Source organism: Streptomyces sp. NPDC056486, assembly GCF_042795295.1.
Classification (GTDB): domain Bacteria; phylum Actinomycetota; class Actinomycetes; order Streptomycetales; family Streptomycetaceae; genus Streptomyces.
The window spans coordinates 18,310-40,415 of record NZ_JBHTSF010000085.1; the positions used below are offsets into that span (position 1 = coordinate 18,310).

Genomic DNA, 22,106 nt, shown 5'->3' on the forward strand with positions numbered 1-22,106 from the left:
CGCCCGCTAGCTCTGGTTGAAGAAGCCGTCCGTCGGACGGCTCGTGGCCTCCCCGTTGACGATGTGCGTGTCGGCGGGGGTCAGCAGGAAGACCCGCGTCGCCACGCGCTCGATGGAGCCACGCAGGCCGAAGGTCAGGCCTGCCGCGAAGTCCACGACGCGCTTGGCGTCGCCGGGCTCCATCGATGTGAGGTTGATGATGACCGGGACGCCGTCCCGGAAGAGCTCGCCGATGCCGCGCGCGTCCCGGAAACTGTCCGGGGTCACGGTCCCGATCCGGCGCCCTTCCTCCTCGGCGGCCTCGGCCACCACCCGCACCCGCGGGTCGGTCACCCAGGCATCGCCGGGTCCCTCGGCCGCGTCGTCGTCATATCCGTCGTAGTAACGCTCGTCGTTGTTGTTGTCGTCGACGAGGCCAAGCCAGGCACTCGCCTTGCGCACCGATCCCATGGACGCCTCCTCTCACAGCGGGCTTTCTGCGTTCCGCATCCCCATGTTCGTCCATGATGCGGATAGTGCGCCAAGTGGATAGTCGCCGCGCGGGGTTTTCGTGACGGTACTGGTGCAGAGTCAACACGCCGATACACGTGGCTCCCCAAGGGGTCTGCTGTGTACGGCTGCTGACAGTGAGTGAAATATGATTCTTCACGGCGTATGGGTGACGGCCGGTGCGTCCGGGTGAACGGACCCCTCGATACGATGCCCGAGTTGATCGTCAGCGGGCTCACGGGGGAGTCGTATGTTCGGAATTGTCAGGCCCTGCAGCCATCGTCTGGGCGAGGGACTCAAGGCTCAGTGGATGGCGCATCTGTGTGGACTCTGCCTCGCGCTTCGCGGTGATCACGGACAGTTCGCCCGCGTCGTGACCAACTACGACGGCCTGATCATCTCGGTTCTGACGGAGGCTCAGGCCCAGCAGTCCACCGGCTGGCGCCGCACCGCGGGCCCCTGCCCGCTGCGCGGCATGCGCACCGCGTCCGTCGCGCAGGGCGAGGGCGCACGGCTCGCCGCCGCGGTCTCGCTGGTGCTCGCGTCCGCGAAGGTGCGCGACCACGTCGTCGACGGGGACGGCCTCTTGGCGCGCAGGCCGGTGGCCGCCGCCGCCCGCAAGGTCGCACGGAGCTGGGACCGGGCGGGCGCGCGCACCGGCGCCGACGTGGGCTTCGACACGGCGGTCCTGCTCGACGCCGTCGAACGGCAAGTCGGCATCGAGGGCTTGGCGGGCCCCGGCACCCCCCTGCTCACGGTCACCGAGCCGACCGAGACCGCGACCGCGGCGGCCTTCGCGCACACCGCCGTCATCGCGGGCAGGCCGGACAACGCCGAGCCGCTCGCGGAGGCCGGGCGGCTCTTCGGCAGGCTCGCGCATCTCCTGGATGCCGTGGAGGACAAGGAAGCTGACGCTGCGTCGGGCGCCTGGAACCCGCTGACGGCCACGGGCACCGGCCTCGCGGAGGCCCGCCGCCTCGCCGATGACGCGCTGCACGGCATACGCCTCGCACTGCGCGAGGTCGAATTCACCGACGGCAAGCTCGCCCACATGCTGCTCGCGCACGAGCTGGGGCGTTCGGTGGACCGCGCCTTCGGGACCGACGCCTGCGGGCACACTCATGAAGTGACGGCCCATCAGGGCGGTTCCTTCGGGCCGCCGCAGGGTGGTCTGCCCGATCAGAGCGGACCGTACGGACCTCCCTCCAGCGGTCCGTACGGCCCGCAGTCCCCGTACGGAGGTGGCAATCCGTACGGAGGCGGGGTGCCCGGCGGGCCAGGGGGTCCTGGCGGTCCGGGCGGATTCGGGGGCGGGCCCGGGTCCGAGCCGCAGCCGCCGAAGCCGGGCAAGCGGGGGTTCTGGGCGGGGTGCGCGGTCGCCGTCGGGCTCTGCTGCACCTGCAAGCTGTGCTGCGCCGATTCGTACGAGGGCCCCTGGTCCCGCAAGAAGCGCGAGGGCTGCTGCGCGAACTGCGGCGACTGTGGCTGCTGCGGTGTCTGCGAGTGCTGCCAGTGTTGCGACTGCGGGCTCTAGCTACTTGCGGGTCTGCTTTTCGTCTGCGGGCTCGTCGTGGCTGGTCGCGCAGTTCCCCGCGCCCCTTCGGGCGCGGACCCCTGACCCACAGTCAGTCCTTGATCTCCGGCGGGGAGATCTGGGACTCCTCGATCGCAGAGCCCCGGGTACCCCATTTCTTCAGGATGCGGTCGTATGTGCCGTCTTCAATCAACTGGTTCACTGCTGCTTGGAAGGCGGGCGCCAGCCTCGTGCCCTTTTTGAAGGCGAAGCCGACGTCGAGACGGTGGTACTCGCCGAGGAACTTCAGCCCCTCCTGCTGGTCGACCGCGTAGCGCAGACCGTTGATCGTGGACATCACCACGTCGCTGCGGCCCTGCTGGAGCGAGCCCCAGATCGCGCTCTGCTCGGCGTACGTCTTGACGCTGTAGGGCTTCTTGCCCGCGTCCTCGCACACGTGCTTGTTGTCCTCAAGGGTGACCTCGAAGGTGGTGCCCGCGCCGGTCGCCACGTTCAGACCGCACAGCTGCTTGAAGTCGGTGACCTTCTTGAGCTTGCTGTCGTCGCGGACGGCGAAGCCCTGGCCGTCGTTGATGTACGTGACGAAGTCGATGGTCTTGCGCCGTTCCTCGGTCACACCGAAGTTTCCGGTGCCCAGGTCGTACTTCCCGCTGTCCAGGGCGGGCAGGATCGCCTCGAAGCTCGCGGCCTCGCGCTTCAGCTTCAGGCCGAGCGCCTTGGCGACGGCCTCCGCGAAGTCGGCGTCCTGGCCGACGATCGTCTTGCCGTCCTCCAGGTAGGTGTTGCCGGGCGGGCTGCCGCCGACGGAGGTCGCGAGACTGAGGGTGCCCCGCTCGCGTACGTCCGCAGGCAGGAGCTTCGCGGCCGCCGCGTTCTTCTTGACCGGGGAGACCACGTCCTGCGTGGGGATCTTGCCGCTCTTGCCCGCGGGTGCCGCGCCGCCCGTGGTGTCGGCGGAGTCACCGGAGCCGCAGGCGGTGAGCGTGAGCGTGGCGGCGGTGAGCAGGGCGAAGGCCGCCGGAACATGACGGGAATATGCGGAACGACGGGAATGCGGGGACTTGCTCATGGCGTGACGCTCTCCATCAGGCAGCAGGGCAGGGCGAAGCGGACGTACGGCGAGGGAGGGGTGCCGTCGCTCAGAACGGTGCGGCGGCGGTGTACGCGTGTGAAGGCGAGGTCAATGGCGCACGGACGCACAAGAGATGCGGCGCACGGGAGATGCGAGGCAGAAGAGACCCAGGAACGGAAAAAGAGGGCTCAGCGCGCAGGGGGTCGGCTCAGAGAGTCGTCGAACACGACGCCGACCACACTCGACCAAAGTCGATGTGGGAGCGCGTGACCAGCCACTGCTGCGAATGCATGGGGCAAGTGGAACAGGCATCCGTTTCCGCGTCAACTGCCGTGAGACCTACTGCTCATATCCTGGACACCCTTGACAGCGGGCCGAAAGCGCCCCGTACTCTCAAGGCGGATCGTGCTGAGGGGCTCGGTCCGTGTGAAGGCATCACCCGTGTGTGATCTCCCGCCGAACGTTCTGTTGAGCGTTCCGTCGTGCGCCGGAGATCTCCGATGACCACGGAGCCTTCCCCATGTCTTCCGACACGCTCGCCAAAGCCGCACCGGCCCCTCCTCAGGACCCACCACCCGATGTTCCGCGCATCGTTCCGCAGCGCCGCGCCGGACAGTGGGTGGCCGCCGCCGCGGTCCTCGTGCTCCTCGCGCTCGCCGTCAATTCCGTCGTCCGCAACGACGCGTTCCAGTGGGACGTGGTGGGCGACTACTTCACCTCCGCGTCCGTGCTGCGCGGCCTGTGGCTCACGCTCTGGCTGACCGCCGTCGTCATGGTGCTCGGCTTCGTGCTCGGCGCCATCCTCGCCATGGGGCGGCTCTCCTCCAACCCCGTTCTGCGCGGGGTCAGCTGGGGCTATGTGTGGCTCTTCAGGTCGATGCCGATCCTGGTGCAGCTGCTGTTCTGGTTCAACATCGGGGCGCTGTACCCGTACCTCTTCGGCGTGAAGACCGTGAACCTCCTCGGGCCGATCACCATCGCCGTCATCGGGCTCACCCTGCACGAGGCCGCGTACGCCGCCGAGGTGGTGCGCGGCGGCATCCTCTCCGTCGACCGCGGGCAGATCGAGGCCGCGCAGGCGCTCGGGCTCAGCCGGTGGCGCAGATGGCGGCGGATCGTCCTTCCGCAGGCCATGCGCTCCATCGTGCCGCCCGCGGGGAACATGCTGATCGGCACGCTCAAGGGCACGTCGATCGTCAGCGTGATCGCGGTGCAGGACCTGCTGTACTCCGTGCAGCTCGTCTACCACCGCACCTACCAGGTCATCCCGCTGCTCCTGGTCGCCACCATCTGGTACGTCGTGATCACCTCGCTCCTGAGCATCGGCCAGTACTACGTGGAGCGGCACTACGCGCGCGGTTCGGGGCGCACCCGATGAGCGTGACGGAGCGCAAGCCGGCCAGTGACCTGGCAAAGGACGATCACGACGCGCTGAAGGTCGTCCCCGTGCGCCATCCCTGGCGCTGGGCCGCCGTCGTCGCGACGGCCGTCCTCGTGGCCCAGTTCGTGCACGGCCTCGCCACCAACTCCGGCTGGGAGTGGGAGGTGTTCGCCGAGTTCTTCACCGCCGACGTGATCCTCAAGGCGGTCTGGGTCACCCTTCAGCTCACCTTCTACGGCACGGCCCTCGGCTTCGCCCTCGGCATCGTGATCGCCTTCATGCGGCTCTCGGTGAGCCCCTTCCTGAGGGCGGTGGCCGTCGCCTACATCTGGGCGTTCCGGTCGATCCCGCTCATCGTGCAGCTGCTGTTCTGGTTCAACCTGGCCTATCTCTACAAGGAGTTGCAGTTCGGGATCCCGTTCGGGCCCGGCTTCTTCTCCTTCGACACGATGGGCCTGGTCGGGGCGATGAGCGCGGCGGTACTCGGGCTCGCCCTGCACCAGGCCGCGTACGCCGCCGAGATCGTGCGCGCGGGCGTACTGTCCGTCGACAGCGGCCAGTTGGAGGCCGCGGCGGCGCTCGGCATCCCGCGGCTGCGGCAGATCCGCCGCATCATCCTGCCGCAGGCGATGCGCTCGATCCTGCCCAACGCGGCCAACGAGATCATCTCCCTCTTCAAGGGCACATCGATCGTCTCCGTGATGGCGATCGGCGAACTCTTCTACCAGGTGCAGGTCATCTACGGCCGCAACGGCCGCGTCGTGCCGCTCCTGATGGTCGCCACCGCCTGGTACGTCCTGCTCACCAGCGCCCTCTCGGTCCTCCAGCACTACGTCGAACGCCACTTCTCTAAGGGGGCATCGCGATGAGCGCGATGGTTGAACTCCGGTCCGTGCACAAGTCTTTCGGGTCTCTGGAAGTCCTGCGGGGCCTCGATCTGGAGGTGCGCAAGGGTGAGGTCACCGTCATCCTCGGGCCCTCAGGATCCGGCAAGTCCACGCTCCTGCGCGCCATCAACCACCTGGAGAAGGTGGACAAGGGCTGGATCAGTGTCGACGGCGCGCTCGTCGGCTACCGGCGCTCCGGCGACAAGCTCTACGAGCTGCGCGAACGCGAGGTGCTCAAGCAGCGCACCCAGATCGGCTTCGTCTTCCAGAACTTCAATCTCTTCCCGCATCTGACCGTCCTGGAGAACATCGTCGAGGCGCCCGTCTCGGCGCTGAAGCGGCCGCGCAAGGAGGCCGTCGCGGACGCCGAGGCCCTGCTCGCCAAGGTCGGGCTCGCCGACAAGGCGAACGCCTACCCCAAGCAGCTCTCCGGCGGGCAGCAGCAGCGCGTCGCCATCGCCCGCGCGCTCGCCCTCGAACCGAAGCTGCTGCTCTTCGACGAGCCGACGTCGGCGCTCGACCCGGAACTGGTCGGTGAAGTCCTCGACGTCATCAAGGACTTGGCGAGCCAGGGCACCACGATGATCGTCGTCACCCACGAGATCGGCTTCGCGCGTGAGGTCGCCGACACGGTGGTCTTCATGGACGAGGGGCTCATCGTCGAGCAGGGCACCCCCGGCGACGTACTCGACCGTCCGCGGCACGACCGCACCCGCGCGTTTCTCTCCAAGGTCCTTTAGCCCGCTCAAGGTTCTTCACCCGCTCAGGGTTCTTCACCCGCTCAGGGTTCTTCGCCCGCTCAAGGTTCTTCGCCCGCTCAGGGTTCTTCAGCCCGACATTCTCCAGGAGCTCCCGCATGCTGTCCCGACGTACCACCCTCGCCGCCTCCGTCGCCGCCCTGGCCCTCGCGCCCCTGCTCAGCGCCTGCGGCGGGGACAGCGACGCCGCGACCGGCGGCGACGCGTCCGGCACCAAGAAGGTCGGCAACATCAACATCGGGCCCGACCAGAACCGCGTACGCGGCAAGAAGGTCGACGCGCTCGCGAAGCTCCTGCCCGCGAAGGTGCGCGAGCGCGGCACGCTGCGACTCGGCGGCAGCGCCGAATCGGTCGCGCCGCTCGGCTTCTACGCCACCGACGACAAGACACGGATCGGCTCCGAGGTCGACATCGCGAGCCTGGTCGCCGACACGCTCGGCCTGCAGCCGAAGTTCGAGGAGGTCTCCTGGGAGAACCTTTTCGTCGGCCTGGACAGCGGAAAGTTCGACGGGGTCTTCTCGAACGTCACGGTGACCGAGGAGCGCAAGGAGAAGTACGACTTCGCGACCTACCGCCACGACAACATCGCCTTCGAGGCGCGCAAGGACGCGAAGTGGACGGCGAAGAAGCCCGCGGACGTGGCGGGAAAGACGATCGCGGTCTCCTCCGGCACCAACCAGGAGAAGATCCTCGTCGACTGGAGCGAGCAGAACGAGAAGGCCGGTCGTAAGCCGGTGAACATCAAGTACTTCCAGAAGGACTCCGACTACTACCTGGCCCTCCAGTCGGGGCGCATCGACGCGTACCTCGGCCCGAACCCCTCGGCCGCGTACCACGTCGCGTCATCGGGGCAGACGAAGATCATCGGGACCCTCTCGGGTGGCGGCCCCAGCATCCAGGGTGAGATCGCCGCCACCACGAAGAAGGACAGCGGGCTCGTCGAGGCGTACGCCGCCGCGCTCAACCACGTGATCAAGGACGGAAGCTACGCCAAGGTCCTCAAGCGCTGGGATCTGACGAGCGAGGCCGTGAAGGAGTCGAAGGTCAACCCCAAGGGTCTGCCCAAGGTGTAGGGGGCTATGAGCGGGAGGCGGGGAGCCGTCAGGGGATGGCCGCAGGCCCATATGGAAGGGTTGATCACATGACGACGGACGCAACGACGGACGCGGTACGCGACTGGAAGCACTGGCACGAGCAGCGGACGGAGACGGTGTCGGCGCCCTACGGCCCGCTCTCCCTCACCGGCACGCACTGGCTCGCCGACTACCCGGACGGATCGCTTCCGGGCATCCCCGGGCGCTGGACCGAAGCGGGTGACGAGCTCGTCCTGACCGCTGAAGTGGGCGACGGGCTCACCCTCGACGGGCAGCTCTTCAACGGGGAGGCCCGTCTCGGCGCAGACCCAGGGCCTGTCGCCGCGGCCCGCGTCGGCCACGGTGACCGTCGCTTGATCGTGCTGCGGCGCGAAGGGCTCTGGGCGGTACGCGACTTCGACCCGGAGTCCGCCACGCGCCGCGCCTTCCGGGGCATCGAGGCCACCGAGTACGACGCGCGCTGGGTGGTGCCGGGGCTCTTCACGCCGTACGCCGCCGACAGCACGGTGGACGGGGTACGCACCATCAAGGTCGCCAACGCGGACGGGGTGGAGCGGGGGCTCGGCCTCGGCGGAGAGCTCACTTTCAGCCTGGCCGGAAAGGAGCACACGCTCCAGGTCTCGGTGGAGGGCGACGGGTCGCTGTGGGCGGTGTTCGGCGACGCGACCGGCGGGGTGTCCAGCTACCGGTTCAGGTTCCTGCGGCCCGCCGCGCCCGACGACGAGGGGCGCACGGCGGTCGACTTCAACCGCGCGCTTCTTCCCCCGTGCGCCTTCGCCGACCACTTCATCTGCCCCTTTCCGCCCCCGGGCAACACCCTTGACGCCGAAATCGCCGCAGGGGAGCGGAACCTAATCGACAGCTGACTCGTCTGACACAGGCTCGTCAGAAACAGAGCCGATGACCCGAGCCCCGGCGGCGTACGACAGGTACGACAGCCGCCGGGGCCGCTCGGCATGTATATGGCTTACGGCCGAAAGCCGCTCTTGTGCGTGGTGTCCGCGGCCCGAATACTCCCGAGCAGCGCTTGTCAGGGGCACGGCGTAACCGGAATCCGGCTTGCCAATTGCCCATTGGCTGCGCCTCACGGGCCGCAACCCACACGGCCCACTGACTTCCCCCCGGGAGGAACAACAAGTGAGGAACAAGCGCACCACCCCCCGCAGCGGCATAGCGAGACGCACCCGTCTGCTCGCCGTGGCCACCGGACTTGTGGCCGCCGGCGCGCTCGCCGTCCCCGCTGCGAACGCCAATGACGTCACCACCTTCAGCTCGGCGCAACTCAACAACGCGAGCGAAGCGGTGCTCGGCGCGGATGTCGCAGGCACCGCATGGAGCGTCGACAAGGCGACGAACCGCCTGGTCGTCACCGCCGACAGCACCGTCTCCAAGGCCGAGATCGCCAAGATCAGGGAGGCGGCGGGAAGCAACGCGGACGCCCTCAAGGTCGAGCGCACTCCCGGCAAGTTCAGCAAGCTGGTCTCCGGCGGCGACGCGATCTACGCGTCCAGCTGGCGCTGCTCGCTCGGCTTCAACGTCCGCAGCGGCAGTACCTACTACTTCGTCACCGCCGGTCACTGCACCGACGGCGCGGGCACCTGGTGGTCCAACTCCGGACACACCACGACGATCGGGTCCACGACGGGATCGAGCTTCCCGACCAACGACTACGGCATCGTCAAGTACGCCGCCGGTTCGGCCACCCCTCCCGGCACAGTCGGCAGCCAGGACATCACCAGCGCGGGCAACCCCACCGTGAACCAGACCGTCACCCGGCGCGGCTCGACCACCGGCACCCACAGCGGCAAGGTCACCGGCCTGAACGCGACCGTCAACTACGGCAACGGTGACATCGTCTACGGCATGATCAAGACCACGGTCTGCGCCGAACCCGGCGACAGCGGTGGCCCGCTCTACGCGGGAACCAAGGCGCTCGGCCTGACTTCGGGCGGCAGCGGCAACTGCTCCTCGGGCGGGACGACCTTCTTCCAGCCGGTCACCGAGGCGCTGAGCGCGTACGGCGTGAGCGTGTACTGATTCGCTGATCCATCGATCCACTGATCCACGTACGGCAGCAGGTCTGCAGCCAGCAGCGGGAGAGCCCCCGTCCGGAAGTCCGGGCGGGGGCTCTCTCCTGTCTCCCGTCTCCCTTTGTGCGCCGTGGGGCGTTACCTTCGAAGTGCACGCCCAACACGCCCAATTCGGACCCTGGGGGGCCGGCATGGTCGAGGAGCTTGTGGCGGCGGGAGTGGCCGTCGGATGTGCCGGAGTGGTCTATGTGATGGCCGCGGCGCGTGTCGTCAAACAGTACGAACGGGGTGTGGTGCTCCGGCTCGGGCGGCTGCAGAGCGGGGTGCGCGGGCCCGGGTTCACGATGATCGTGCCGTTCGTGGACCGGCTCCGTAAGGTGAACATGCAGATCGTGACGATGCCGGTCCCCGCGCAGGACGGCATCACCCGGGACAACGTCACGGTGCGCGTGGACGCGGTCATCTACTTCAAGGTGGTCGATGCCTCCGAGGCCGTCGTCCAGGTGGAGGACTACCGCTTCGCGGTCTCGCAGATGGCGCAGACGTCGCTGCGCTCGATCATCGGCAAGAGCGAGCTCGACGATCTGCTCTCCAACCGCGAGAAGCTCAACCAGGGCCTGGAGTTGATGATCGACTCTCCCGCCGTCGGGTGGGGCGTGCAGATCGACCGGGTCGAGATCAAGGACGTGTCGCTCCCGGAGACGATGAAACGGTCCATGGCCCGGCAGGCCGAGGCCGACCGCGAGCGGCGGGCGCGCGTGATCAACGCGGACGCCGAACTGCAGGCCTCCAAGAAGCTGGCCGAGGCCGCGCACGAGATGTCGGAGGAGCCTGCCGCGCTCCAGCTGCGGCTGCTCCAGACCGTGGTGGCGGTCGCCGCCGAGAAAAACTCCACCCTCGTGCTGCCCTTCCCCGTCGAGCTGTTGCGCTTCCTGGAGCGGGCTCAGCCGGCTCCGCCGGTTCCGCCGGCGCAGCAGCAGCCGCCCGCCGCCGCGTCTGTTGAGTCTGCCGCCGCACCCGCTGAGCCTGTTCCCGCACCCGCCGAGCCCCTTCCCGCGCTGCCGGATTTCGGTGCGGCGGATTCGGAAGCCGGGGCTCCGGGCGCGCCGGGAGCGTCGAGAATCGGACAGGACTAGACCTTACCCACTGCCGATCACCCGCTCGCACGGGGTGTTTGCAACGGGAACCGACGTGGTGAGACCGGCGCCGGTGAAGACACAGGGGGCGCACAGTGTCGGTCGCGTGCGCGTCCTGAAGTAGACCTTGTGTGCTACCAGGCGGTATCGGGATAGTGGGCCGCACCATTTGGCATGGACGCGGCTTTACCAGCGTGAGCGACTCCGTGCCGGTACGCCTTCCGGTCCCCAGGTCCCCACACCGAACGGGCCGACCCCCCACAGGAGGACGTGAATTGAAGCACCGACGCATATCCAAGCGACGTGCCGCCGTGGCAGGTGCGGGCATCACCGCACTGATCGCCGCCGGAATCACCTTCCAGACTGCGAACGCCAGTGAGAGTGCCCCGACCCCCACGCCGGACACCCTCTCTGTCGCGAAGGCCGGAAAGCTCGCCTCGGTCCTCGGCGAGGACCTCGGTTCGGACGCCGCGGGTACGTACTACGACGCCAAGGCCAAGAACCTCGTAGTGAACGTCCTCGATAAGAGTGCGGCGGACGCCGTCGAGTCGGCGGGCGCCAAGGCGAGAATCGTCGAGAACTCCCTCGCCCAGCTGAAGAGCGCCCGTTCGACGCTCAGCGACAAGGCGTCCATCCCCGGCACGTCGTGGGCGGTCGACCCGGCCACCAACAAGGTCGTCGTCACGGCGGACCGTACGGTCAAGGGTGCCTCGTTGGACAAGCTCGACTCGGTCGTGAAGGGGCTCGGCTCCAAGGCCGAACTCCAGCACAGCAAGGGGGAGTTCAAGCCCTTGATCGCGGGCGGCGACGCCATCTGGGGCGACGGCAGCCGCTGCTCGCTCGGCTTCAACGTGGTCAAGGACGGCGCTCCGTACTTCATCACGGCCGGGCACTGCACCGAGGCCGTCAAGAGCTGGTCCGAGAAGCAGGGCGGCCCGGTGATCGGTGAGAACGCCGACTCCAGCTTCCCCGACAACGACTACGGCCTGGTCAAGTACACCGGCGACACCGCGCACCCCAGCGAGGTGGACCTCTACAACGGCTCGACCCAGGCCATCGCCAAGGCGGGCGACGCGACCGTCGGCCAGAAGGTGCAGCGCAGTGGCTCGACCACGCAGGTGCACGACGGCACGGTCAAGGGTCTCGACGCCACCGTGAACTACGGCAACGGCGACGTCGTCAACGGACTCATCCAGACCGACGTCTGCGCCGAGCCCGGCGACAGCGGGGGCGCGCTCTTCGCGGGTGACACCGCGCTCGGCCTGACCTCGGGCGGCAGCGGTGACTGCAGCGCCGGCGGGGAGACGTTCTTCCAGCCGGTTCCTGAGGTGCTGAGCGCCGTCGGCGCGGAGATCGGCTAGGCATATAGGCCCCCTGGCCAGGGGGGCGAGCAGGATTGGGGCCGGGCCGCCATGGGTGGTCCGGCCCCTTTGCGCACCCTCTTGTGGAAGCGTTCACAAAGGGGCCTCCGGTCCACCCGGAAAGGCCTTCGTCGAAGCGCCCCCGCGCCCCTTCGGGGGCGCGGCTCAGCGTTTGGGCCAGTACCAGAGTGGCTCGTCCAGCATGCTCTCCCGGCCCGCCACCGCTGTCTGCCCCGACTCCTTGAGCAGCTCTATGGAGTTCACGTCCACGCGGTGGCGGGCCGCCCCCTTGGCCACCGCTTCGGCCAGTGGCTGCGCGTGGGTCACCAGGACGACCTGGGTGTCCTTCGTCGCCGTGAGGATCAGGTCCGCGAGGGGGCGCAGGAGGTCCGGGTGCAGGCTCGTCTCCGGTTCGTTCAGGACCAGGAGCGAGGGCGGCCGGGGTGTGAGCAGCGCGGCGGCCCACAGGAGATAGCGCAGGGTGCCGTCGGACAGCTCGGCCGCTCCGAGGGGGCGGGTCAGCCCGCGCTGACGCAGCTGGAGTTCGAAGCGGCCGCCGTGCTCGGCGATCTCCACCCGGCTGCCGGGGAAGGCGTCGTCCACCGCGGCGTCGAGCGCCGCCGGGTCGCCGATCTCGCGGATGGTCTGCAGGGCCGCGGCCAGGTCCGCGCCGTCATGGCCGAGGACCGGGGTGCGGGTGCCGATGCGGGCGGCGCGGGCGGGGGCTCCGGCATCCGTGCGGACGTGGTCGTAGAACCGCCAGGACCTGATCAGCTCGCGCAGCCGCAGCAGGTCGGGGGCCAGCTGCGGGTCGGCGAGCTCGCTCAGCATGCTGTCGTAGGGACGGATGCCCTGGGTGCGGTGCCAGCCGCCGTCGGCGGTGCGGGTGCGCACGGCCGGGCCCGCGCGGTCGCAGAGCAGCGCGGCGGGGCGCAGCACGGGTCCTGCCCAGGTGGACTCGCGCTTGATCTCGGGGTCGAGGTTGAAGAGGGAGGGCGCCGCGCCCGTGCCCGAGGTGGGGATGGGGTATCCGAAGTCGACCGCGTACCCGAACTCGTCACCCGCGAAGCCGAGGCGCAGGCCGCCCGCCTCCGCCTTCTTCTCGCCCGCCCACATCGCCGAGGGGAGTCCGCCCTCGCGGGCCAGGGCCGAGACCGCCCCGCCCCGCGCGGAGTCGGCGAGCAGCCGCAGCGCGCGGTACAGGCTCGACTTGCCGGTGCCGTTCGCGCCCGTCACGACGTTCAGCCGGTCCAGGGGGACGGTCAGTTTGCGCAGGGAGCGGTAGCCCTCGACGGCCAGAGTGGTGATCATTGCTCAAGCCTCGCACCCGGGTCTGACAACGGCCGGGGAGCGGTCTTTCACCGGCGGTGGGCGCCGGTGTCCTGCGTGTCCTCCATCGCGGGCCGCCGGCCCGGCTGGCGGTCCCCGCGCAGCGAGGACATGACCAGGGTGACGACGGTGCCCACGACCGCCCAGGCGGCGAGCACCAGCATCGGTCCGGTGATCGCGTTGCCCTTGAAGTACGCGATGGAGCGCGCCACCCAGGTGCCCGCGCCCGGCGGCAGCCAGGGGCCGATCTCCTTCCAGAACGGCGGCAGCATCGGCAGCGGGAAGGCGCCGCCCGCGCTCGGGTTGCCCGCGATCACGACGAGCAGGACGGCGAGGCCGATGCCCACGATGCCGGTGAGCGACTGCAGGGCGAGCGTGATCATGCCGACCCCGAAGACGACGAGCGAGCCCAGGCCCCACAGCCCCATGATGCTGCCGGGCAGGGCGCCGAGGATCGGTCCGATGATGATCGCGCCGCCGAGGCCGCCCGCGATCGAGTAGAGCGCCATGACGCCGGTCCTGATCAGAGCGCGCCCGCCGTTGGCGGCCCGGGAGCCCGCGCTGATCGCCAGGATCGAGGCGCACAGGTAGCCGCCGACGCACCAGCCGACGACCAGATAGAAGGACGAGAGCCCGTCGAAGTCCTTGGTGGACGCCGGGGCCACGTCCACGGTCTTGACCGTGCGCTTCTCGGCGCCGTCGACCTGGGTGGCGATCTTCTCCAGTGCGGTGGCCAGGACGGTGCCGCCGCCCGAGCCGACCAGGAGGGTGTCGGTGGTGCCCCGGGGGTCGACGATCAGGGCGCCGTCGATGTCGCGGTTGATGATCTGGTGCCGGGCCGTGGCCTCGTCCTTGACCACGCGGGGGTCGAGCGGGCCACCGGGGAGTTTCCCGAGCTTGTCCGAGGTCTCCTTCGCCGCGGGACCCGGAGCGGCGACTCCGAAGGGCACGTCTTTCGGCTTCGGGTCGTGCAGGGCCCCTACGTAGGAGGCGATGAACAGCAGCTGCAGGACCAGTACGCCGATGACCAGCAGGGCTGCTCGCGGGGTGACGGCGCTCTTCAACTCATCGGTGAAACTCATGCCCCCACGCTCCGTGGCCCCTGTCGTTCCCGCAGGTGGGCGGGGCCGAATGGGCGAAGCGGGTGCGGGTCGGACCGGGTTCGGACCGAGTGCCGTACGTCGGTGTCGTACGTACGTTCGAAACTTGGTCTATGGTGGAGGCGGGGGATGTGAGAACGGATCGATTCAGGGTTTCAGGAGGTGCGTGTGCTCGGGTTCACGCATCTGCACACCGTCTCCGGGTTCTCCCCGCGCTACGGGGCATCGCATCCGGAGCGGCTCGCCGAGCGCGCCGCCGAGCGGGGCATGGACGCCCTCGCGCTCACCGACAGGGACACCCTCGCGGGAGCCGTCCGGTTCGCCAAGGCCTGCGCGAAGGCGGGGGTGCGGCCACTGTTCGGGGCCGAGCTCGCGGTGGGGGAACCGACCCCGGCGAGCGGTGCGCGGCGACGGACCCCGGTGCGCGGAGGTGCCTTCATCGATGAGTCGACCCCGCGCGTGACCTTCCTCGCCCGCGACGGCGCCACGGGCTGGGCCGCGCTGTGCCGCCTGATCACCGCCGCGCACCGGAGCGGCGATGGGCAGCCCGTGCTTCCGTGGGAGGAGAACCACGGCGACGGCATGACCGTGCTGCTCGGCCCCGCGTCCGACGTGGGACGCGCACTGGCCGCAGGGCGCCCCGACCGGGCCGCCCGCCTCCTGATCCCCTGGCGCGAGCGCTACGGAGACGCGCTGCGCCTGGAGTCCGTGTGGCACGGCCGCGAAGGCACCGGACCCGGTTCCCTCCGCCTCGCCGCCCGCACCGTCGGCTTCGCCGCCGAGCAGCGCGTCCGCCCCGTCCTGAGCAACGCCGTCCGCTACGCCGACGCCGGCATGGGCCCGGTCGCCGACGTGCTCGACGCCGCACGCCGCCTCGTCCCCGTCGACCCGACCAAGGAACTCGACAGCGGAGAGCGGTGGTTGAAGGGCGCCGACGCCATGCTGGGCAACGCCGAGCGGATCGTGGAGGCGGCCGGTTTCCGCCGCGACACCGCCCGCCACCTCGTCGAGCAGACCCGGTCGGTCGCCGCCGAGTGTCTCGTCGACCCCGAGGACGACATCGGCATCGGCTCCGTGCGCTTCCCCGAGCCGCACCTCGTAGGCGCGGGGCGCCGCACCGCGCAGCGCGTGCTCGCATCGCGGGCGGCGGCGGGGATGGTGCTCCGGGGATACGACAGGCGCCGCACGCAGCGCGCGTACTGGGAGCGGATGCACCACGAGCTGGACATCATCGCGTACCACGGCTTCGCCTCCTACTTCCTCACCGTGGCCCAAGTGGTCGACGACGTACGTGACTTGGGGATCCGGGTCGCGGCGCGCGGCTCCGGCGCCGGGTCCCTGGTCAACCACCTCATCGGTATCGCGCACGCCGACCCCGTCGAGCACGGCCTGCTCATGGAGCGGTTCCTGTCCACGCGGCGGGCCGTCCTGCCGGACATCGACATCGACGTGGAGTCGGCCCGCCGTCTCGAGGTCTACCGCGCGATCATCGGCCGCTTCGGCACCGAGCGGGTCGCGACCGTCGCCATGCCCGAGACCTACCGGGTCCGCCACGCCATCCGCGATGTGGGCGCCGCCCTCTCCATGGACCCGGCCGAGATCGACAAGATCGCCAAGTCCTTCCCGCACATCCGCGCGCGGGACGCCCGCTCGGCGATGGAGGAGCTGCCCGAACTGCGGGCGGTGGCAGGGGAGACGGAGAAACACGGGCGGCTGTGGGACCTGGTCGAGGCCCTGGACGCGCTGCCGCGCGGGGTCGCCATGCACCCGTGCGGGGTACTGCTCTCCGACGCCTCGCTGCTCGCGCGTACGCCCGTGATGCCCACCAGTGGCGAGGGTCTGCCCATGTCCCAGTTCGACAAGGAGGACGTGGAGGACCTCGGGCTGCTCAAGCTCGATGTGCTCGGCGTGCGGATGCAGTCGGCGATGGCGCACGCGGTGGGGGAGGTCGAGCGGGCCACGGGTGAGCGGGTGGACGTGGACGCGGTGCCGCCGGGCGACCCGGCGACGTACCGGCTCATCCAGTCGACCGAGACCCTCGGCTGCTTCCAGATCGAGTCGCCGGGCCAGCGTGACCTGGTCGGACGGCTGCAGCCCGCGACCTTCCACGACCTGGTCGTCGACATCTCGCTCTTCCGTCCTGGACCGGTCGCCGCCGACATGGTGCGGCCCTTCATCGAGGCCAGGCACGGCCGCGCGCCCATCCGCTACCCGCACCCGGATCTGGCGGGGCCGCTCAAGGAGACGTACGGCGTCGTCGTCTTCCACGAGCAGATCATCGACATCGTGGACATCATGACCGGCTGCGGGCGCGACGAGGCGGACCGGGTGCGCAGGGGGCTCTCCGACCCTGAATCGCAGGGGCGGATCCGGTTCTGGTTCGCGCAGCAGGCGGCGGCGAAGGGGTACGACGCCGAGACGATCGGCCGGACCTGGGAGATCATCGAGGCCTTCGGTTCGTACGGCTTCTGCAAGGCGCACGCGGTGGCCTTCGCCGTGCCCACCTACCAGTCGGCGTGGCTGAAGGCCCATCACCCGGCTGCCTTCTACGCGGGGTTGCTCACGCACGACCCCGGCATGTACCCGAAGCGGCTGCTGCTCGCGGACGCGCGGCGGCGGGGGGTGCCGATCCTTCCGCTGGACGTGAACCGGTCCGCGGTCGCTCACCGTATCGAACTGGTGTCTGATAAAGCTGATAAGGCTGATAAAGCTGATACAGCCGGGCCCCGGGAGGTGTGGGGCCTGCGCCTCGCGCTCTCCGACGTCCACGGCATCAGCGAGGCCGAGGCCGCGCGGATCGCGGACGGGCAGCCCTACGCCTCGCTCCTCGACTTCTGGGAGCGGGCAAGGCCCGGAAAGCCGGTCGCGCAGCGGCTCGCGCAGGTCGGCGCGCTCGACGCGTTCGGCGCCAACCGCCGCGACCTGCAACTTCACCTGACGGAGCTGCGGCGGGGCGCGCGGAGCTCATCCGGGGCCCAACTCCCCTTGTCCGGCGGGCGGCAGACGGCACCCGCCGGGCTGCCCGACCTGGACGACGCGGAACGGCTCAGCGCCGAGCTCGGCGTCCTGGGCATGGACTCATCGCGCCATCTCATGGGCGACCACGCGGAGTTCCTCCGTGAGCTCGGCGTACTGACGGCCCGCCGTCTGCGGGAGGCCGAACACGGGGCGACCGTCCTTGTCGCGGGCGCCAAGGCGGCCACCCAGACCCCGCCGATCCGGTCCGGGAAGCGGGTCATCTTCAGCACTCTGGACGACGGCACGGGCCTGGTCGACCTGGCCTTCTTCGACGACGCCCACGAACGGTGCGCGCACACCGTCTTCCACTCCTGGCTGCTCCTTGTCCGCGGAGTGGTGCAGCGGCGCGGGCCGCGCAGCCTCAGCGTGGTCGGCGCGGCGGCATGGAATCTGGCGGAGCTGGTGGAGCTGCGGAAGGAGGGCGGGCTGGAGGCGGTGGGCGCGCGGCTCGCGGAGCCGGGACCGGAAAGCCTTGTCGGGCCAGGACCGGAAGGGGAGCCCGACGGGGCGTCGGAGGACGGCGGCCGCCGGGGCTCGGCAGACGGCGGCCGACGTATCCGGATGTCCACGGGGTACGAGATGCACCCCTGGGCCGACCTCCAGCCACCCGGCGAACGGGCGGCGACAGGACGCAAGTTGTGGCACCAGAGTCCGGGGAGCGCGGGATGAGGAGGAGCGCGGGATGAGCACCCTTTGCGTACGTTTTCTCCTGCCGCCCATGTACGAGGCCGCAGTACCCCGACTGCTCATGCTGCTCGGCGAGTTCAGCCCTGTCGTCGAGGCCCTGCCGCCCGACGCCGCGCTCGTCGACGTACGGGGAGCGATGCGCTACTTCGGGCGCGACGCCGTCGAACTCGCCTCGGTGATCCGGGTGCGGGCGCTCGCCCACTACGGGGTGGACTGCGTGATCGGCGCAGGGCCCGGGCCGATGCTGGCGCGGATGGCCGTGCGGGGAGCCGCGCCGGGGGTGACCCGGGTCGTGGGTCCGGAGCCCGGCGCCGTCGCGGAGTTCCTCGGGCCGAAGCCGGTCGCCGAACTGCCGGGGGTCGGCCGCGCCACCGCCCGCACCCTCTGCGGGTACGGGCTCGACTCCGTCGGCAAGGTGGCCGCCGCGCCGCTGTCCACGCTGCAACGCCTCGTGGGCGCCCGAGCCGGCCGCGAGCTGCACGAGAAGGCGCACGGCGTCGACCGCGCACGCGTCGTGCCGAACGCCGCCGCCCGCTCCCTCGCCTCCGAACGGCCCTTCCCGCGAGACGAGTTGGACCCCGCACGACACCGTAGAGCGCTGCTCTCGCTCACCGATGAACTCGGTGCGCGGATGCGCGACGAGGACCAGGTGTGCCGTTCCCTGACCCTCGCCGTGCGCTACGCGGACCGCTCCACGACGACCCGCACCCGTACGCTGCCCGAACCGACCGCGCACTCCGGCGCGCTGACCACGACCGCGTACGGGATGTACGAGGCGCTCGGCCTCCAGCGGGCCCGGGTGCGCGGCATCTCGCTGCGCGCCGAAGGGCTCGGGCCCGCCGAACGGGCCGCCCACCAGCTGATGTTCGATCCGGTGGACGACAAGGCCCGGCGGATCGAGGAGGTGGCCGACCGGGCGCGGGCGAAGTTCGGTCCTGGCGCGATCGTGCCGGGAACGCTGGCGGCGTGACCGAGCGCCCCGGAGGCTTCCGGTAGTCCTTGGGCGTACGACCGCGGGCCAATACCCCCGCGGGGAAAGGGCACATACGATCGGCGCATGGACATCGACCCAGGTCAGCCCATGGCCGTGGATGCCGTGGAGACCGAGGAGAGACGGAGCCGACGCGTGGCCGGAGGGCGCTTGTGGCACTGGGTGCGCACGGGTCTGGCCTGGAGTGGGGCCGCCATCTATCCGGTCGTCACGTACGTGACCTTCGACAACGGGCAGCAAGGCTTCGACATCCTGATGGTCCTCGCGTCGATCGCGCTGACGGCCGTGGTCGCGTCCCTCCTCAGGCACCGGCCGCTGCCGGCGCTCGCCTTCCTGCTCCTGGGAGCGGTGGCGGCCACGATGGAGATGCGCAAGATCGAGATGAGCTACCTCCAGACGCTTGCCGGGGTCTGCGCCGTCGGCTGTCTCGCCGCCACCCGCCCGCGCCGCACCTCGATCGCCGCCGCCCTCATGGCGTTCACGACCCAGGCCGTCACCCTCTTCGCCTTCCCGCCCGACGGCGACTGCCAACCCGTCCCGTACCGGCCGGAGGGCTGCCGGCCCTCCGGCTGGGCGAGCAACAACGGCGAGACCGTGGTGTTCATCGCCGTCGCCCTCATCGCCGCCTGGATGGCGGGCAGTTCGGTCCGTGAGCGCCGTACGCACGCCGCCGCGCTGCGCGCCCAGGCCACGGCCCGTGCCGTCGCCGCCGAACGGCTGCGCATCGCAAGGGAGTTGCACGACATGATCGCCCACAGCATCGGCGTCATCGCCATCCAGGCGGGTGTGGGCAGCCGGGTCATCGACACCCAGCCCGCGGAGGCCCGCAACGCGCTCAGCACCATCGAGGCCACCAGCAGGGAGACCCTGGCGGGGCTGCGGCGGACGCTGGTCGCGCTGCGCAGGCCCGATGCGGAGCCGGGGGCCGCCGATGACGCGCCGGGCTCCAAAGACCGCGACGCGTCCGCGCCGCCCCGCGAACCCGCCCCCGGGCTCGCCGACATCGACCGTCTCGTCGCGTCGGCGCGGGACGCGGGAGTCCGCGCGGAGGTCCACCGGCGCGGGGAGTGCGGGCCCCTGCCCCCCGACATCGATCTGGCCGCGTTCCGCATCCTCCAGGAGGCTCTCACCAATGTCGTACGCCACGCGGGAACGGACACCTGCCGGGTGACCGTCGAGCAGCGGGGCGGCGAGCTGTCCCTCGAAATAGAGGACGACGGCCGCGGCGGTCTGTCCGCGGGCACCGGGTTCGGCCTCGTCGGCATGCGCGAGCGCGTCGCCCTGCTGCACGGCCGGTTCACCGCGGGGCCGCGCCCCGAAGGCGGCTTCCGGGTGACGGCCCTGCTGCCCCTGCCGGAGACGGCCCGATGACCGGCCGCACCGTCAGTGTCGTACTCGCCGACGACCAGCCCCTCGTCCGCGCGGGCCTGCGCGTCCTGATGGCCGACACTCCTGACATCGAGGTCGTGGGGGAGGCCGGGACGGGCGCGGAGGCGGTCCGCCTTGCCCGTGACGTACGCCCCGACGTCGTCGTGATGGACATCCGCATGCCCGGCATGGACGGCATCGAAGCCACCCGTCTGATCATGGCGGAGGGCGGCACGACCCGTGTCCTCGTCCTCACCACCTTCGACGACGACGATTACGTCTACGGCGCGCTCCGCGCGGGCGCGAGCGGATTCCTCGTCAAAGACATGGCGCTCGAGGACATCCTCGCGGCGATCCATGTGGTGGCCGCAGGGGACGGTCTGATCGCGCCGAGCGTCACCCGGCGCCTGATCGAGGAGTTCGCCGCGCGGCCCGATCAGGCGCCACAGGCCCGGCGGACGGTCAAGGGCATCACCGACCGCGAGTGCGAAGTGCTCACGCTGGTGGGCCGCGGTCTGTCCAACGCGGAGATCGCCGCCGAACTCTTCATCACCGTCGCCACGGTGAAGGCGCACGTGGCGCGGCTCTTCACCAAGCTCGACTCCCGCGACCGGGTCCAACTGGTCATCATCGCGTACGAGGTGGGGCTCGTGACGCCCCCGCGGTAGGCGCCCCCGCGGTAGGCGCCCGCAGCGGACGTTCCCGGGCGACCGTGCCAGTACCTGCTGGAAGTTTTACCGACGCGTAACTTCACACTTTTACTACTCGCCCGTAATTTGGCGTGTGCACGGCATCCTCGTGATCCGGATCACAGGGCTCACTCATCGCAACTCCCTTGAGCCGCAAGGAGATCACACGATGCTGCCCTGGAGACGAGCGCTCAGAGCGTTCACCGCCGCCCTCCTCGTGACGGGCGCGCTCACCCTCACCGCCCCCACCGCCACGGCGTCCGCCGCCCCCGCCGCTCCCGCTGCCTCGTCGAGCGGCTGGAACGACTACGGCTGCAAGCCGTCCGCCGCCCACCCGCGCCCCGTGGTCCTCGTCCACGGCACCTTCGGCAACTCCATCGACAACTGGCTCGTCCTTGCGCCCTACTTGGTGAGGCGCGGCTACTGCGTCTTCTCGCTCGACTACGGCCAGCTGCCCGGCGTGCCGTTCTTCAACGGGCTCGGCCCGATCGACAAGTCGGCCGAGCAGCTCGACGGCTTCGTCGACAAGATCCTGTCCTCGACGGGCGCCGCGAAGGCGGACCTCGTGGGCCACTCGCAGGGCGGCATGATGCCCCGCTACTACCTGAAGTTCCTCGGCGGCGCGCAGAAGGTGAACGCCCTGGTCGGTCTCGCGCCCGACAACCACGGCACCACTCTGCTCGGCTTCGCCAAGCTGCTGCCCTACTTCCCGGGCATCGAGGACCTGCTCACCACCAAGACCCCGAGCCTCGCCGACCAGGTGGCCGGATCGCCGTTCCTGACCAAGCTCAACGAAGGCGGCGACACCGTCCCCGGCGTGCGCTACACCGTCATCGCCACCAAGTACGACGAGGTGGTCACCCCGTACCGCACACAGTTCCTGAACGGCCCCGGCGTACGCAACGTCACCATCCAGGATCTGTGCCCCGTCGACCTGTCGGAGCACGTGGCGATAGGGATCCTCGACCGGGTCGCGCACCACGAGGTCGCGAACGCGCTGGACCCGGCGCACGCGACGCCGAGTACTTGCTTCTCCTGAACCTGCCTCTCCTGAACCTGCTTCTCCTGGAGTTGCTTCCCCTGAACTGCTGTTCCGCAAGGGCAGAGGGCCGCCGGGGACCCCCGCCCGGCACGAGGGGTCGGGGGGCCCCAACCCCCCCAAAACCGGCGGCCCGGGGCCGC

Annotated in this window: 18 protein-coding genes; 14 read left to right on the forward strand and 4 right to left on the reverse strand. The window is 70.1% G+C overall.

Annotated elements, in window-relative coordinates; translation table 11 throughout:
- Window positions 1–6: 6 nt before the first annotated feature.
- On the reverse strand, window positions 7–450 hold the full coding sequence (locus ACFQ7F_RS28480; RefSeq protein ID WP_383275957.1) for a cell division protein SepF: 444 nt from the start codon (window positions 448–450) through the stop codon (window positions 7–9).
- A 289-nt stretch (window positions 451–739) separates the two neighbouring features.
- Here ACFQ7F_RS28480 and ACFQ7F_RS28485 point away from each other — a divergent pair, with 289 nt between their 5' ends.
- Window positions 740–2,023, forward strand: coding sequence for a DUF5685 family protein (locus ACFQ7F_RS28485; RefSeq protein WP_383275960.1), 1,284 nt, complete (start codon window positions 740–742; stop codon window positions 2,021–2,023).
- Window positions 2,024–2,114: 91 nt separating this feature from the next.
- Here ACFQ7F_RS28485 and ACFQ7F_RS28490 read toward each other — a convergent pair whose 3' ends face one another.
- Window positions 2,115–3,092: an ABC transporter substrate-binding protein gene (locus ACFQ7F_RS28490; protein ID WP_383275963.1), complete on the reverse strand. Its 978-nt coding sequence runs from the start codon at window positions 3,090–3,092 to the stop codon at window positions 2,115–2,117.
- Between the two features lie 523 nt (window positions 3,093–3,615).
- Here ACFQ7F_RS28490 and ACFQ7F_RS28495 point away from each other — a divergent pair.
- From ACFQ7F_RS28495 to ACFQ7F_RS28530, 8 genes are all read left to right on the forward strand, one after another.
- The gene (locus tag ACFQ7F_RS28495) at window positions 3,616–4,473 is read left to right on the forward strand and encodes an amino acid ABC transporter permease (RefSeq protein WP_383275966.1); all 858 of its coding nucleotides are present in this window, start codon (window positions 3,616–3,618) and stop codon (window positions 4,471–4,473) included.
- The gene (locus ACFQ7F_RS28500) at window positions 4,470–5,345 is read left to right on the forward strand and encodes an amino acid ABC transporter permease (protein WP_383275969.1); all 876 of its coding nucleotides are present in this window, start codon (window positions 4,470–4,472) and stop codon (window positions 5,343–5,345) included. The genes ACFQ7F_RS28495 and ACFQ7F_RS28500 overlap by 4 nt, the downstream gene beginning before the upstream one ends.
- Before the next feature lie 5 nt (window positions 5,346–5,350).
- Window positions 5,351–6,103 carry an amino acid ABC transporter ATP-binding protein gene (locus ACFQ7F_RS28505; protein ID WP_383276014.1) on the forward strand — a complete coding sequence of 251 codons (753 nt, stop codon included), beginning with the start codon at window positions 5,351–5,353 and terminating at the stop codon, window positions 6,101–6,103.
- A gap of 116 nt (window positions 6,104–6,219) precedes the next feature.
- Entirely contained in the window at window positions 6,220–7,194 is a 975-nt protein-coding gene (locus ACFQ7F_RS28510) for an ABC transporter substrate-binding protein (protein ID WP_383275972.1), read from the forward strand.
- Window positions 7,195–7,262: 68 nt separating this feature from the next.
- Window positions 7,263–8,081 carry a DUF1684 domain-containing protein gene (locus tag ACFQ7F_RS28515; protein ID WP_383275975.1) on the forward strand — a complete coding sequence of 273 codons (819 nt, stop codon included), beginning with the start codon at window positions 7,263–7,265 and terminating at the stop codon, window positions 8,079–8,081.
- Between the two features lie 271 nt (window positions 8,082–8,352).
- A complete protein-coding gene (locus ACFQ7F_RS28520; RefSeq protein ID WP_383275978.1) occupies window positions 8,353–9,252 on the forward strand; it encodes a S1 family peptidase in 900 nt (299 codons plus the stop codon).
- Window positions 9,253–9,436: 184 nt separating this feature from the next.
- Window positions 9,437–10,381 carry a slipin family protein gene (locus tag ACFQ7F_RS28525; RefSeq protein WP_383275981.1) on the forward strand — a complete coding sequence of 315 codons (945 nt, stop codon included), beginning with the start codon at window positions 9,437–9,439 and terminating at the stop codon, window positions 10,379–10,381.
- Between the two features lie 275 nt (window positions 10,382–10,656).
- Complete coding sequence (locus ACFQ7F_RS28530) at window positions 10,657–11,742, forward strand: S1 family peptidase (RefSeq protein ID WP_383275984.1); 1,086 nt, start codon at window positions 10,657–10,659, stop codon at window positions 11,740–11,742.
- Between the two features lie 165 nt (window positions 11,743–11,907).
- On the opposite strand, the gene ACFQ7F_RS28535 is transcribed toward ACFQ7F_RS28530, so the two are convergent.
- Window positions 11,908–13,053, reverse strand: a complete 1,146-nt coding sequence (locus ACFQ7F_RS28535) for an AAA family ATPase (protein ID WP_383275987.1) — start codon at window positions 13,051–13,053, stop codon at window positions 11,908–11,910.
- A gap of 47 nt (window positions 13,054–13,100) precedes the next feature.
- Window positions 13,101–14,153, reverse strand: a complete 1,053-nt coding sequence (locus tag ACFQ7F_RS28540; RefSeq protein WP_383275990.1) for a DUF3533 domain-containing protein — start codon at window positions 14,151–14,153, stop codon at window positions 13,101–13,103.
- A 186-nt stretch (window positions 14,154–14,339) separates the two neighbouring features.
- On the opposite strand from ACFQ7F_RS28540, the gene ACFQ7F_RS28545 reads away from it, so the two are divergent.
- The 5 genes from ACFQ7F_RS28545 (at window position 14,340) to ACFQ7F_RS28565 (ending at window position 21,963) form a co-directional block, all read left to right on the forward strand.
- Entirely contained in the window at window positions 14,340–17,858 is a 3,519-nt protein-coding gene (locus ACFQ7F_RS28545) for a DNA polymerase III subunit alpha (protein WP_383275993.1), read from the forward strand.
- 13 nt (window positions 17,859–17,871) lie between these two features.
- Entirely contained in the window at window positions 17,872–18,846 is a 975-nt protein-coding gene (locus ACFQ7F_RS28550) for a hypothetical protein (RefSeq protein ID WP_383275996.1), read from the forward strand.
- 87 nt (window positions 18,847–18,933) lie between these two features.
- Window positions 18,934–20,238: a sensor histidine kinase gene (locus ACFQ7F_RS28555; protein ID WP_383275999.1), complete on the forward strand. Its 1,305-nt coding sequence runs from the start codon at window positions 18,934–18,936 to the stop codon at window positions 20,236–20,238.
- Window positions 20,235–20,903, forward strand: a complete 669-nt coding sequence (locus ACFQ7F_RS28560; RefSeq protein ID WP_383276002.1) for a response regulator — start codon at window positions 20,235–20,237, stop codon at window positions 20,901–20,903. Before ACFQ7F_RS28555 ends, ACFQ7F_RS28560 begins: the two co-directional genes overlap by 4 nt.
- A gap of 190 nt (window positions 20,904–21,093) precedes the next feature.
- A complete protein-coding gene (locus ACFQ7F_RS28565) occupies window positions 21,094–21,963 on the forward strand; it encodes an esterase/lipase family protein (protein WP_383276005.1) in 870 nt (289 codons plus the stop codon).
- Window positions 21,964–22,106: the final 143 nt, after the last annotated feature.